Origin of the sequence: Nesterenkonia muleiensis (genome assembly GCF_003600155.1) — a bacterium.
Classification (GTDB): Bacteria; Actinomycetota; Actinomycetes; order Actinomycetales; family Micrococcaceae; genus Nesterenkonia; species Nesterenkonia muleiensis.
The window spans coordinates 221,642-235,835 of the sequence record NZ_QWLD01000040.1 but is presented as its reverse complement, the minus strand read 5'-3'; the positions used below and the strand labels follow the sequence as shown (position 1 = coordinate 235,835).

Sequence of the window (14,194 nt, the reverse complement as noted above, 5' to 3'; positions counted from 1 at the left end):
TCGAAAGGAAACATGATGAGCGTAAAGATTCATCATATTGTCACAGGAGAACTGGAAAGCTCTCTGCCAGTTTCGCTCCTAAACGCTGGAGCACACCCGGACCTTCCGCCAGAGGAGCGTCTGCCCTTCGGGTACCGGCGTGACATCGTGAGAAGAGACGGTTCTGTCCACTCAGGAGTGATGGTTCCCGTACCGGTCTGGCTGCTGGAAGGAACAGAGAAGACCATTATTGTTGACACCGGTCTAGGAGACATCGACGAGGTTTCAGAGATGCAGAGCCGCTATGGAGTGGACTTTGTGGCTTCACGGACTGCAGACCAGGACCTTGTCGCTGGATTGGCTGCACATGATGTCAAGCCCCAGGACGTTGACATCGTTGTGCTCACGCATCTGCACTTCGACCACATAGGAAACAACGAATTGTTCCCGAACGCGACCTTTGTGGTGCAGAAGGACGAACTCCCCCAGGCGACAGAGCCTCCGCACTTCTGCATGTTCTACTACCCCGAATACAGCTACAAGATCGACGTCGTCCGGGACCGATTGCAGGTGATCGAAGGAGACGTTGAGATCGAACCTTTTGTGCGCCTGGTGAAAATCGGAGGACACACCCCCGGCTGCATGGTGGTGATGGTTGACACCGCTGAGGGCACCGTTTGCCTGACCAGCGACGTGATGTACAACTACAAGAACCTTGAGCTGCATTGGCCGATGGGGTCGTTCTGGAACCTCCCCGAACTGCTCGCAGGATACGACCGCCTCCATCAGGAAGCTGACATTATCATCCCTGAACACGACTGGAAGTTTCGTGAACTGTACCCCACGGGTACCATCGGATAACGAGAGGCAATGCCCCATGAAAAAAATTCTCCTGCTAGGTGAATCCTGGACTATTCATATGATTCACCAAAAGGGCTTCGATAGCTTCACCACCACTGAGTACACCCGGGCCGGCGATGAGTACCGTAATGCCATGGAAGCTGAGGGGTGGGAGGTCACCCAGATCCCTGCCCACGCCATCGAAACCGATTTCCCGCCTACCCAGGAAGAGCTCCACCAGTATGACCTTGTGGTGATCAGCGATGTGGGTGCCAACACCTTCTTGCTGGGCAAAGGTGTCTTCACGCACGGCAAGACTGAGCCCAATCGACTGGCTAGGATCCGTGATTACGTCATGGATGGCGGAGGGTTGCTGATGGTGGGAGGATACCTCTCGTTCTCCGGCATTGACGCCAAGGCCCATTATGCACATACTCCTATCGCCGAACTCTTACCTGTCGAGGTATTGGAAACAGACGATCGCACCGAACGCCCTGAGGGTGCGGAGATCTCCGTGGTCGCTCCGGAACATCCTGCCCTCGGGGGTGTCGGCACGGAATGGCCGCCGCTGCTGGGATTCAATCGTACTGAAATCCGGCCGACGGCAGAATTACTGGCAACCGTCGACGGGTATCCGCTAGTGGCTGTGACCCGAACCGGTGCCGGACGATCCGGAGTGTTTACCTCCGATCTGGCTCCCCACTGGGCATCTCCTGAATTTGTGGAATGGCAGGGATACGGCCAGCTGTGGAGGGCGCTGTCTTCTTGGATCGCCGGCTGAGCAAAATCTGATGATGACCAAGGTGCCCGTGGCGGTGATCGGTTCTGTCAACATAGACATCACGATCTACACCCGCCTTCGACCTGCAGCTGGGGAAACTGTGCTGGGGTGGCAATTCAATCACTTCATTGGGGGCAAAGGATTTAACCAGGCTCTGGCCGCGGGCCCCTTGGTCCCCACCACGCTCCTCAGTGCAGTCGGCGGCACGGAACACTCCGACATAGTGGAAGCCCTGACCGACAAAGAAGTGGAAACACAGGATCTGAAAGTCCTTGAGGAAACAACCGGCCATGCATTCATCACAGTAACCCCAGATGGGGAGAACTCAATAGTCGTGGTCCCGGGCGCCAACGAACACCTAAAACCCTCAGACATCAGACCTAGCCTGGACATCACCCAGCCTGATGTGGTGCTCACTCAACGAGAGATACCCGCGGAGACCGTGGCCGCAGCGCGCCGATGGGCGGAGGAGAACTCCGCTCGCTATGCCCTGAATGCCAGCCCAGTGGCTGGAATCACTGCAGAGGACGTCGCTACGTGCGACCCCCTGATTGTCAACATACACGAAGCACAGCACCTCGTAGAGCATGACCCACGAGAGACCACTCCAGTGCAGATGTTGACCGAGGGCCTGCAACGTTTAACTCGATCAGCAGTTCTCACTGCCGGGGAACAAGGTGCCTGGGCGATTCAAGCGAATAGTATAACTTATGTTCCCCCAGAACCAGTGACTCACGTGGTGGATACCACAGGTGCTGGTGATACGTTTGCTGGTGTGCTGTGTGCCCACCTTGCGCTAGGTGACTCGCTTATCGAAGCAGCCCGGGAGGCCAGCCGGGCAGCCGCCGAAGTGGTGGCTGTCCCCCGCGCCGAGCGCTGAGGCGATACCGTCCGGATACTCCAGAAGGACTCAACGCACGTAAGCAGGTAGCTCCTCCCAGAGCTCATCCGCCTGCCCCCGCAGATCCTCCAACGTGCCGGAGTTGTCCAGGACGACGTCGGCGGCCGCGGCACGCTGCTCATCAGTAGCCTGTGAAGCGATCCGGGACTCCGCTTCCGTCCGGGACATTCCCCGGTCCTCCACCATGCGACGGATGCGCTCCTCGTAGGGAGCCTGAACAACGACCACCACGTCGAACCGGTCCTGCTGGCCGGTCTCCACCAGCAGGGGGATATCCTCCACCACCACACTGCCCGGAGCTGAAGCCTCCCGCACACGGGTGGCCTCAGCACGCACCCGGGGGTGGATGATGGCATTGAGCCGAGCACGGGCGTCGTCGTTGTCAAAGACGATCTTTCCCATCGCGGGACGGTCCAAAGAGCCTTCCGCGGTGAGCACCTCGGGACCGAACTCGGAAACTATCTCATCCAGCCCGTTACCACCCGGGGCGACGACGTCGCGGGCGAGTTTGTCCGCATCGATCACCACCGCACCGTGCTCCGCAAGCCGTTGCGACACCACTGACTTGCCCGAGGCGATCCCACCGGTCAGCCCCACTCTGAGAATCTTGGCCATACTCCCTACCCTATGGGGAAATGGTCAAAGAACTCGCTCAGCTGCGCGGCGGTGCCCCGTTGCCGTCATCAAGCTGTGCCTGGTCCACCACGGGCATGTCACCGGTACGGATCCGGTACTCGGTCACCAACTGTGGCTGCTCGACATGCTCGACATCAGGAGCATTCTCCGGCTGCGTGCCCTCCGCATAGTCGGGAGCCACCACAGCATGGGCCAGGGTGTCATCGTTCTCCTCCATGCGGCGTTCGTACTCCTCCGGAGGCAAGGTCTGCAGCCAGCGACGCGTCCTGAGATGACCGATCTCTCCTGCGTCCTCACGCATGGCTCGGAGGAGGTTGAACATGATGAAGTATCCGAGGATGAAGAACGGCAGACCGAACACCAGCGCCACATTCTGCAGAGCTTCAAGCCCACCTTCTCCGGTGGCTGTCAGCAGCACCGCGGCAATGGCACCGATGGAGATTGTCCAGAAGGCCCGCTGATGCAACGGGGCCCTCCCCTCAAAGCCGTTGCACATGTCATCCAGCACCAGAGAACAGGAGTCCATAGATGTGATGAAGAAGACTCCCACGAGCATGATCGCCACCGCGGAGGTCAGGGTCGCCAACGGGAATTCTGCGAGGAAGCTGAAGAGCGCTGTCTCGACCCCCTCCTCAATGACAGAATCGACAAGTCCCCCGTCTCCGTTGAGTTCAATATCGAAGACACCAGTGCCCCATACACCGAACCAGATGATGGTGAAGGCGGTGGGCAGTCCCAACACACCGGCGACGAACTGACGCACAGTGCGACCCCGTGAGATGCGGGCGATGAAGATGCCCACGAACGGTGCCCAAGCGATCGTCCAGGCCCAGTAGAAGATGGTCCAGCCCTGTTGCCAGCCGGTATCCGAGAGGGTGTCGTTCCACCACATCACCTCGGGCAGAATGCCCAGGTACACACCCGTCCACTCGAACATGCCGCGCAGGAGGTAGACGGTGGGTCCGGTGGCGACAATAAACACCAGCAGCACGATGGCTGTCCAGATGTTGAAATTGGACAGCCGTTTGATGCCCTTCTCCACACCCAGCACCGCTGAGACAGTCGCGACCAGGGTCACCACCGCGATAATAACGATGAAAGCCCACCAAACGTCCGGCAGGCCGACCAGCTGAGCCAGTCCGGCGTGGATCTGCATGGTCCCCAGACCGATCGAGACCGCAACGCCGAAAATAGTGCCCACGATGGCGAAGACGTCAATGGCTTTACCTATGGGACCGTGGATCCGGTCACCCAGGAGAGGCTGGAAGATGGAAGACACCCGAGGCGGCAGCTTGCGCTTGTAGATGAAGTAGGCGAAGGCCAGACCAGGCAGGGTGAAGATCGTCCAGGTGTGCAGCCCGAAGTGATAGAGCGTGAAGCCCATGGCTTCACGTGCAGCCTCCTCTGTGCCGCCTTCGATACCCAGCTGGTCTCCGCGCGGCGGGTTATCAAAGTGGTGCGCTGGCTCAGCCACCGCCCAGAACATCAGAATAGTGCCGATACCGGCGGCGAAAAGCATGCCGAACCAGGAGATGTCGCTGTGCTCAGGCCTCTCGTGATCATCGCCCAGGCGCATGCGGCCAAAGCGTCCCACAGCCATCCAGAGCAGGAAGATGAGGAAGATGGTGACACCGGAGACGTAGAACCAGCCTAGGTTCTCGTAGAGCCACCCTGAGCCCTCACCCCAGAAGTTTCCCATCTCGGTGGGGATGATGAGGGTCACTGCAACGAACGCAGTAATGATTCCCGCGGAAATGAAGAAGATGACGGGGCTTGTCCGAAGCCTGAATAGGTCATGGACCTTCACGAGCATGTATTTCTCCTACGTCGAGCACAGGCCCGTGTAGGCCCTGGACAGTGCCCAACCGTACGCAGAATTCGCCTCAAAAATCAACAAGAGCTGCCCATACACCAGGGAATGAGCAGCTCTTGTTCAGGTAATTATCAGGTAATTGCTACTTTCCAGTCAGCTTCTCTCGCAACGCGGCAAGAGCCTCATCAGAGGCCAGAGTTCCGGAGTCCTCGGCCTGCTTCTGTGTGGAGGAGTAGTTGGACGGCGCCGGCTCGGACTTGCGCCCACCACCACCGGACACAGAGGCCTCAGCGGCGGCATCAGCATCAGCGTCGACTGCTGTGCGCACCTGCTCCTTGTGGCGCTCCCAGCGCTCCTGCGCGACGGCGTACTGGGCCTCCCACGCAGCGCGCTGCTCGTCGAAGCCTTCCATCCACTCGTTGGTCTCGGGATCGAAGCCTTCGGGGTACTTGTAGTTGCCCTCGTCGTCGTACTCGGCGTCCATTCCGTAGAGAGCCGGGTCGAAGTCCTCAGCCTCGGGGTCCACACCCTCATTGGCCTGCTTCAGGGACAGGCTGATGCGGCGGCGCTCCAGGTCGATGTCGATGACCTTGACGAAGACCTCGTCGTTGACCGAGACAACCTGCTCGGCCAGGTCCACGTGGCGAACGGCCAGCTCGGAGATGTGCACCAGACCCTCGATGCCGTCCTCGACGCGGACGAAGGCGCCGAAGGGCACCAGCTTGGTGACCTTGCCGGGCACGATCTGGCCCAGGGCATGGGTGCGGGCGAAGGTCTGCCACGGATCTTCCTGGGTGGCCTTCAGGGACAGCGAGACGCGCTCGCGGTCCATGTCCACCTCGAGGACCTCCACGGTGACCTCGTCGCCGACGGCCACGACTTCCTGCGGGTGGTCGATGTGCTTCCAGGACAGCTCGGAGACGTGCACCAGGCCGTCCACCCCGCCGAGGTCCACGAAGGCGCCGAAGTTGACGATGGAGGAGACCACGCCGTTGCGGACCTGGCCGCGCTCCAGCTTGTTGAGGAAGGTGGAGCGGACCTCGGACTGGGTCTGCTCCAGCCAGGCGCGGCGGGAGAGGACCACATTGTTGCGGTTCTTGTCCAGCTCGATGATCTTCGCCTCGATCTCCTGGCCGATGTAGGGGGCCAGGTCGCGGACGCGACGCATCTCCACCAGGGAGGCCGGGAGGAAGCCGCGCAGGCCGATGTCCAGGATCAGGCCGCCCTTGACCACCTCGATGACGGTACCGGTGACCACACCGTCCTCGTCCTTGATGCGTTCGATGTCACCCCAGGCGCGCTCGTACTGGGCGCGCTTCTTGGAGAGGACCAGCCGGCCCTCCTTGTCCTCCTTCTGGAGAACCAGGGCCTCGATCTTGTCGCCGACGGCGACGACCTCGTCCGGGTCCACATCATGCTTGATGGACAGCTCACGGGACGGGATGACGCCTTCGGTCTTGTACCCGATGTCCAGAAGGACCTCGTCACGGTCGACCTTGACGATGGTGCCTTCGACCATGTCGCCGTCGTCGAAGTACTTCATCGTCGCATCGACTGCTGCCAGGAACTCTTCAGCGGTTCCGATGTCGTTGATAGCGACTTGGGGGGCACCGGGTGCGGTTGCAGTGGTGGTCATGTAGTAGGTATTCCTATGGGGATTGTGTGATTGGGTCAGTGCACTAGTTCTTCTCAGGCACTGAGCGGCGGACAATTGTCAGGACGCTGAGAGCACATGGATCACTCGTATGCTTCTCAAGCGGGATCTGTCAGAAGTCAGACACGACACTGGGTAGGGCCGCGTACCAGCTCTGTGCGCAGAACGCGCCCCGTCAGTCTATACTGCCGCACCAATCAGTTTCAAGGGCGGGGCAGGGCCTGTTCCAAGGTCGCCCACTCGATGCCGCGTTCTGCAGCGGCCTCCAGGGCTGAGGCGACACCGTCGGCGGTCCCGGACGAGGGTTGGTTGAAGTGGCCGATGCAGATATCACCGGGCTGGACCGCCGCCAGTGCGGCGTGCACCTCGCTGGGTGAGTGGGTGGCCCCGGCATCGGCGTTCAGCGAGAAGTTGACCACCTCGACCCCGAGCATCTGAGCCATCTCCACGGCCACCTCGTCAGCATGGGCGGTCCCGGACCGGAAGCGCCGCAGCTCCAGGCCGTAGGTGTCGCGGAAGTAGTCCTGATTCTGGGCAATCTCCGCGTGGGCGTCGCGGAGGTTCGCCGTGCCGCTGATCCCATAAGCGGCCCGCCCGGTGACGGAGAGCGGGAGGTGCCGGGTCCCGTGATTGGCGATCTCGAACAGCGGGTCCCCGACCAGCTCCTGGGTCACTGAACGGTGCTCCTGCGCCCATCGCTTATTGATGAACAAGGTCGCTGGAGTCGAGGTGCTGCGCAGCACCTCGATCAGCCGCTCGTCGTACCCTGAGCCGGCCGGCCCTCCGCAGGCGTCCAGGGTGAGCACCGCGCGGTTTCCCGATGCCGCGAAGCTGGTCACCACTCCGGTGACGTCCAAACCCCACTGCTTCGGCGACCTCCCGTCCAGGGACTCCTCGACCTGCTCAAGCGAAGTCTGCTCGGTCTCAGACGGCGTGGGGCTCGGCGCAGTAGGACGCGGCGTCGGTGATGCCGGGGACGGGCTCGGACTCGTCGGCCGCTCCGCTCCAGGGTCACCGTTTCCGCAGGCCGACAGCGCTGTGAGACCGGCTGCTGCAGCAGCCCCAAGGAACATGCGCCGCCCGAGGGACAGGTCAGCACACGAAGTGCACATGCACAGACTCACCCTTCGTTCAGCCTCGTAGTCCTTGGACAGGCTACAGAGTGCGCGTCTCTGCCGGCCAATCGCGGCTCATCGCATGATCGGCACACCGACCCCCACCCGGATGCCGACAGTCTGACATCGCGCAGCAGATGATGGCACCGGCAAACAGGCGGTGCGGGTTTCATCAGCGGCACGAAAGCAGAGTCCCTCCTGCTGGCCGACTCAGAAATGGGTGGCGCAGTGCGGGGCGGTGGGCAGATCGAAGGTGGCGGAGAAGGCGTCCCAATCGGCGGCGTCGTCGGCGATGATCCGCCCGGCCTCCCGCATCGTCAGCACGGAGACATCCCCCAGATAGAGCGAGCCGAGGGTCTCGACATCGAGGCTGAAGTGCTGCGGCGTCGTCGTGCTCTCTGTGCTGCTCACCTGCGCGACGCCTCCGGAGACCGAGACCGTGAAGGTGCCGGCGCAGATGCCCAGAGCGTCGGTGATGCTGAGGCTGAACTCGCCGTCGGCGTTCCACTCCCGCGACTCCAGAGCAGTGACCGGATTGAGGACGCGGACCCAGAGCACATCACCGAGACTGGTGGTCTTGGCCGCCCGCGGGTTCACCAGCGCCTGCTGCAGCGGATCATCGACCGGGCTGCCGTTCGGCGTGGTGATCCGTTCCACCAGGTCCATGGCTGCCAGATGGCGCATGAGTTCGATCCGGCTGGTGGCGTCCGCGGCGATCAGGTCGCGTACCCGCATGGTTGCCGGTTCGGTGTCCCAGCCTTCGAACGTGATCACCGCGTAGCCGCCGATGCTCCCGTCCTCGCGCACATGCACCAGCAGCCGCGTCTTCCGGTCCCAGCTGGTGATGTTCTCCGGATCCCAGCGGGCGGTCCCGACCTTCCAGTAGAAGGCCTGGCGTCCCACTGAGCCGCGGGTGCCGCGGTGGAAGGCGGCGAAAACCTCCTTGAGCACCTTCTCACTCTTCGAAGGGTCCACTTCGAGGACAGTGCCGATGGGTGCGGTGCGCAGGGCGAAGCTCTCCCCGGAGCTCCTGGCGTTGATCTGCAGTCCGCGCAGGCGGGTGGCCGCGCCGAAGCCGAACCGGCCGTAGATGCTGCCCTCTGAGACGGTGAGCGCAGCCAACGGCAGGCCGTCCTCCACCGCCTGGGCGAGTCTGCTGGTCATCATGTGCTTGAGGATCCCGCGGCGGCGGAACCCTGCGTTGACCGTGACGCCGGTGATCAGCTGGACGGGGAGGGGCTCGGCTCCGCCGGCGTTGAGCGTCTGGTGGTAGTCGACGAAGGTTCCCACCGGGTGCTCAGCATCGAAGCCGAGCTCTTCCAGCGCCTCGCCCCAGGGCTCCAGGCCGGCGAAGCCTCGGTCCACGTACACCCCGGTCTGTTCCTGACCGGACTCGACGAAAGTGGGGACGAGCCGCTCGAGCTGCTCATCGCTGTGCCACGGTTCATAGAAGCCTTGCTCCACAGCTCGGACAAACGCCGCTGAAGCGCGGTCCGGCTTACCGTCGGCTGAGACGGCCGCCGGAAAGGTTCGGGAGACCAGCCCTTCGGCCAGCGGAGTGACAGCGGGCCTCTGAGGTGCGAAATCAGTGCTCACAGGATCAGCCTATCCGACGCCCGCCCCAAAAAATCGTAGGGCTTTCGGTTTGTCGTGGAGCTAGAGGGCTACGACAAACCGAAAGCCCTACGACAAGTAGAGTTGGCTCGGAAGCCGCGGCACAGTCTGGTCAGTATGCGGCAGCGCCTGCGGCCTCCTTGAGGTCACGCCGCCCATGGAGGTGACGCCGGTATCAGTGCGCGGCGCTGTGCCAGGACTCTCCGACGCCGACATGCACATCGAGCGGCACAGAGAGGTCGGCGGCCGCACCCATCTTCTCGATCAGCAGTTGCTCCACCTGCTCCCGCTCCTCTTGAGCAACCTCAAGCACCAGCTCATCGTGAACCTGCAGCAGCATCCGGGACTTCAGCCCCGCCGCGGCAAACGCGGCGTCCACATCGATCATGGCGCGCTTGATGATGTCTGCCGCTGAACCCTGGATAGGCGCGTTGAGCGCGGCACGCTCAGCCATCTGGCGCAGCTGGCGGTTATCGCTGGCAAGATCGGGCAGATAGCGGCGCCGGCCGTAGATGGTGGAGGTGAAGCCGTCCTTCTTGGCCTGGGCGACCACCTCACGCAGATAGTCCCGCACGGCCCCAAAGCGCTCGAAGTACTCGTTCATCAGGTCACGGGCCTCGTCCACGCCGATGCCCAGCTGCTTGGAGAGCCCGAAGCTGCTCAGCCCGTAGACCAGCCCGTAGCTCATGGCTTTGATCTTGGAGCGCTGCTCGGCGCTGACCTCATCCACGCCGACCCCGAAGACCCGGGAGCCTACGAAATTGTGCAGGTCCTCCCCCGCACGGAAGGCGTCGATGAGCGCCTGATCCCCGGAGAGGTGGGCCATGATCCGCATCTCGATCTGCGAGTAGTCAGCGGTCAGCAGGGTCTCATAGCCCTCCCCCACCACAAAGGCGTCCCTGATCTTCCGGCCGGACTCGGTGCGCACCGGTATGTTCTGCAGATTAGGGTGCAGGCTGGAGAGCCGCCCGGTGGCGGCCACCGTCTGGGCGTAGGTGGTGTGAATCCGCCCGTCGTCGCCGATAGCCTCCATCAGCCCGGTCACGGTCTGACGCAGTTTGGAGGCGTCGCGGTGGTTCATCAGATGCACCAGGAATTCGTTCTGCGTCTTGGCCAGCAGGTCCTGGAGGGTCTCCACATCGGTGGAGTAGCCGGTCTTGTTCTTCTTCACCCCGGCAGTGGGCAGGCCCAGCTCCTCGAAGAGCACCGCCTGCAGCTGCTTGGGTGAGCCGAGGTTAACTTCGTGGCCGACCACGGCATAGGCCGCCTGTTCGGATTCGGTGATGGAATTCTCGAAGTCTTCATCCAGAGACTCCAGCCGCTGGCGGCTGACCGCGATCCCGGTGAGCTCCATCTGCAGCAGGATCTCAGCCAGGGGAAGCTCCAGCTCGTAGAGCAGCTTCTCCACCTTGCGCTCAATCAGCTCAGCGTGCAGCCTGGCCGAGAGCGGGTGCAGCAGCATCCCCTGCACCGCGGCCCGGGCCAGGTCCTCCTGGGTGATGCCCGGCAGAACGTCCTGGTCGAACAGGTCCAGCTGGGCACCCTCCTGGGCCTGGGGCTTGAACTCCTCACCGCCGAGGTACTCGGCCGGCTCGGTGGGGCTTCCCAGATACTGGGTGACCAGGTCCACCAGGCCGAAGCTCCGCCGGTCCGGCTGGACCAGATACCCGGAGAGCAGGGTGTCCTCCACGGCTCCGCGCAGCGCAGCCCCACCCTGGCTGAGTCCGCGCGTTGCCAGCCGCTTGCCGGTGTCCTTATAGTCATGCAGCAGTTTGGGAGCACTGGGGTCGGCCAGCCAGTCCGCCAGCGCGGCCTCCAGCTGGGCATCGGCCTCTGTCAGTGACACCGCCAGGGCGGAGATCGCCTGCTCTGGATTCTCCGCGGCAGGCACGACGAGGACCGCCAGCGCCTCGGCAGTCCGGGCCGCCTCATCTCGCTTGGCCTTGGTGGACAGGGACTCTCCGGACCGGTCCAGGCAGAGGGTGAGGGCCAGCGGGGCCTTCCCGTGGGCTTCGAGGAACTCGGTGAACTGGGTGGCGGAGGTGGCGATACGCACCTCAGGCAATGATTCTGTGGGCTCGGCGGAGAGATCGGCCTCCGGGAAGCGGGCGGCGAAGACCTCGAAGAGCCGGTCGCGGATCTGGTTGAACTGCAGGGCGTCGAAGAGCGGCTCCACGGCCTCCCGGTCCGGCGGGGTGAGCACGCACTGCTCGAGCTCCACCGGCAGGGCGAGGTCGGTGACCAGCTTGTTGAGCTCCAGATTTCGCTCCACCTGATCCAGAGCCTGGCGCAGATTCTCCCCGGCTTTGCCCTTGACGGCCTCGGCATTGTCGATGACGCCCCGGGTGGAGCCGTATTCCGCGATCCATTTGGCCGCGGTCTTGGGACCGACCTTGGGCACCCCCGGCAGATTGTCGGCGGTCTCCCCCACCAGTGCCGCCAGATCCGGGTAGCGCTCAGGCCGCACCAGGTACTTGGCCTCCACCCCGTCGGGGTCCAGGCGGACCGACTTGGTGACCCCGGACGTGGGATAGTCGAGGTGGGTGTTCTCGGTGACCAGCTGCAGGGCGTCGCGGTCTCCGGAGATGATCAGGGTCTGCCAGCCCGCGTTCTCCGCACGGGTGGCGTAGCTGGCCACAATGTCGTCGGCCTCATAGCCGTCCATGGTCACCGCGGGGATGTTCAGGGCTGCGGCGACCTCTTTGATCAGGTCGATCTGGCCTGCGAACTCCTGTGGTGTCTTGTCCCGGCCGCCCTTGTACTCCTGGTAGGCCTGATGCCGGAAGGTGGGGGTGTCCAGGTCGAAGGCCAGCGCGATATGGGTGGGCTTCTCCTCCCGGATGAACTTCAGCAGCATGTTGGTGAAGCCGTGCACCGCGTTGGTGTACTGGCCCGTGGAGGTTTGGAACGACTCGGTGGGTAGGGCGTAGAACGCCCGGAACGCCATCGAATGTCCGTCGATCACCAGCAGCTTCTTGCCTTCGTCACTCACAGCACCACCCTACCGTCCATCATGGCCGCGCGGGCCTGCCGGGTTCGCGCCGGCGGCCCGGCCGCGGTGGATTAAGCTGAGGCTCATGGATTTTGATGCCTACGGCCCCGAGTTTCCCACACCTGGTGTTCCCACTCCTCTTCCGGATCAGGCCCAGCGCCGCGCCCGGCTGGAAGCGGCCAATGTCCCTCAGGAGTACTGGGAGTGGATGGGCCCGCACGGCACCTCCGCGATGGGCGCCAGGCTGGGGCTGAAGTTCGTAGAGATGAGCCCAGAGAAGCTGGTGGCCACACTGCCGGTGGGCGGCAATGAGCAGAACGCCGGCATCTTCCACGGCGGCGGTCACTTTGTCATGGCCGAGACGCTCGGTTCAGTGGCCAGCATCTTCCATGTCCGGGCGAACTTGGGTCTGGTGCGCAATGTGGTGGGCACCGAGCTCTCAGCCACCCACCACCGGTCGGTGACAGAGGGACTGGTGTGGGGCACCTGCACCCCGATCAACCTGGGCAAGCAGCTGACGGTCCACGAGATCGTGATGCGCGACGACGCCGGCCGCCGGCTCTCCACCGCACGGATGACCAATATGATCCTCCATCCCCGGCAGTGAAGAGGAATCGGTCCTCCCCGGCTCTGCCGCACCTGCCCGGAACGCCGCAGGCTCTCTCTACAGCACCGCGGGCTATCACCTGCGGCGAGGCAGAAAGCCTACGGTGAATGGCCCAGGAAACGGGCCAGTGCCACCTCGATGGCCTCAGTGTGGGCCTCAGCGGTGTAGCGCGCACGGACCAGCTCCAGCCCGTTGGCCCCCAACAGCTGACACTGGCCTGGGTCTGTCAGCAGCTCCACCAACGTCTCGCGTAGGGATTCCGGGCTGCCTGCCTGGTAGTAGCGGCCGGTCCGGCCCTCGATGACCGCCTCGATCTCCGGCGACGAGTCCCGGTTCCCCTCCTCTGCCACCACCGGCACCCCGAAGCCCAGCGCCTGGATCACGTTCAGCCCCGCACCGCCGACCGAGAGTGCGGCGTCGGCCCGGGCATAGAGTTCCCGCAGCTGGTCGATGCTGTACACCGCACCGAGGAACTCAGCCTCTACCCCGGCTCCGGCAAAGACCCGCTCCAGCCGCACTCGCTCCGAACCTTCTCCGACCACGACGACGCGCGGGACCGGGGTCCCCGCCGGCCAGTCGGTCAAAGCCTCAGCCAGGACATCCAGACGATGCCGGTGCGTCAGTCGGGAGGAGTAGATGAGGGTGTGGCGGTCCTCTGACCGGACGCTGCGCGGTGACTTCACCGGCGGCTGCTCCGGCAGCTGGTCCCGGGAGTAGAGGCTGTTGTAGACCACCTGGATCTTCTCCGCGGACAGGCCGTACTCCATGCCGAGCTCCTTGGCCCGGTCCCCGTAGACCATCAGCCCGTCCACCAGGGAATAGAAGCTCAGCCGCAGCCGGCGTTTGAGCCCGGTTTCTGGGCGTTTCCACCCGTGGCCCCACAGCAGCACCTTGCGTCCGCGCAGCTTGGCGGCGGCACCGGCGGCCCATGTGGACACGGTGTACACCCGACCCTCCAGTACATAGGCGTCGTGGCCGCCGCGCCATACAACGGTCACCTGGCCCTGCTCCCACCAGAGCAGTCCGGCCGCCCGGGTCTTGAGCGGGGTGACCTGAGACAGGGTCTGCTGGGAGGCCGAGGCGATGCGGTCTTCCGTCGCGGCCTCGGAGTTCCTGAACCTGCCCACGAGGTCGTAGGCGAAGCGCGTGGACTCCAGCAGCCTGCGCACCAGCGGCTCCCGGTAGTGCGAGACGGTCGGCTGTACCTGGAAACGAATGCGGGGCAGGCTCCTCATAGGCTCCCACTGTAGTGATCCCGAATG

At 63.4% G+C, this 14,194-nt stretch carries 11 protein-coding genes; 4 read left to right on the top strand and 7 right to left on the bottom strand.

Features of this window, described 5'->3' with window-relative positions:
- The first annotated feature begins 15 nt into the window (after positions 1-15).
- Genes DVO78_RS12275 through DVO78_RS12265 form a run of 3 tightly spaced genes read left to right on the top strand, consistent with a single transcriptional unit; the run spans position 16 to position 2,480 of the window.
- Complete coding sequence (locus DVO78_RS12275) at positions 16-840, top strand: N-acyl homoserine lactonase family protein (protein WP_157984024.1); 825 nt, start codon at positions 16-18, stop codon at positions 838-840.
- Positions 841-856: 16 nt separating this feature from the next.
- Positions 857-1,600, top strand: coding sequence for a glutamine amidotransferase (locus tag DVO78_RS12270; protein WP_120005170.1), 744 nt, complete (start codon positions 857-859; stop codon positions 1,598-1,600).
- 10 nt (positions 1,601-1,610) lie between these two features.
- Entirely contained in the window at positions 1,611-2,480 is an 870-nt protein-coding gene (locus tag DVO78_RS12265) for a ribokinase (protein WP_120005169.1), read from the top strand.
- Positions 2,481-2,510: 30 nt separating this feature from the next.
- On the opposite strand, the gene coaE is transcribed toward DVO78_RS12265, so the two are convergent.
- The 6 genes from coaE to polA form a co-directional block, all read right to left on the bottom strand.
- The gene (gene coaE / locus DVO78_RS12260; protein ID WP_120005168.1) at positions 2,511-3,116 is read right to left on the bottom strand and encodes a dephospho-CoA kinase; all 606 of its coding nucleotides are present in this window, start codon (positions 3,114-3,116) and stop codon (positions 2,511-2,513) included.
- Between the two features lie 37 nt (positions 3,117-3,153).
- Positions 3,154-4,950, bottom strand: coding sequence for a BCCT family transporter (locus tag DVO78_RS12255; protein WP_120005167.1), 1,797 nt, complete (start codon positions 4,948-4,950; stop codon positions 3,154-3,156).
- A gap of 142 nt (positions 4,951-5,092) precedes the next feature.
- Positions 5,093-6,586, bottom strand: a complete 1,494-nt coding sequence (gene rpsA / locus DVO78_RS12250) for a 30S ribosomal protein S1 (protein ID WP_120005166.1) — start codon at positions 6,584-6,586, stop codon at positions 5,093-5,095.
- Between the two features lie 221 nt (positions 6,587-6,807).
- Positions 6,808-7,716 (bottom strand): polysaccharide deacetylase family protein, encoded by a 909-nt coding sequence (locus tag DVO78_RS12245; RefSeq protein ID WP_120005165.1) that lies wholly within the window; start codon positions 7,714-7,716, stop codon positions 6,808-6,810.
- Between the two features lie 213 nt (positions 7,717-7,929).
- Positions 7,930-9,315 (bottom strand): GNAT family N-acetyltransferase, encoded by a 1,386-nt coding sequence (locus DVO78_RS12240; protein ID WP_120005164.1) that lies wholly within the window; start codon positions 9,313-9,315, stop codon positions 7,930-7,932.
- A 193-nt stretch (positions 9,316-9,508) separates the two neighbouring features.
- Positions 9,509-12,325, bottom strand: a complete 2,817-nt coding sequence (gene polA / locus DVO78_RS12235) for a DNA polymerase I (protein WP_274380764.1) — start codon at positions 12,323-12,325, stop codon at positions 9,509-9,511.
- A gap of 85 nt (positions 12,326-12,410) precedes the next feature.
- On the opposite strand from polA, the gene DVO78_RS12230 reads away from it, so the two are divergent.
- Positions 12,411-12,932 (top strand): hotdog fold thioesterase, encoded by a 522-nt coding sequence (locus tag DVO78_RS12230; protein ID WP_120005163.1) that lies wholly within the window; start codon positions 12,411-12,413, stop codon positions 12,930-12,932.
- A 98-nt stretch (positions 12,933-13,030) separates the two neighbouring features.
- On the opposite strand, the gene DVO78_RS12225 is transcribed toward DVO78_RS12230, so the two are convergent.
- Positions 13,031-14,167 carry a glycosyltransferase family 4 protein gene (locus DVO78_RS12225; RefSeq protein WP_120005162.1) on the bottom strand — a complete coding sequence of 379 codons (1,137 nt, stop codon included), beginning with the start codon at positions 14,165-14,167 and terminating at the stop codon, positions 13,031-13,033.
- Between the last annotated feature and the right edge of the window lie 27 nt (positions 14,168-14,194).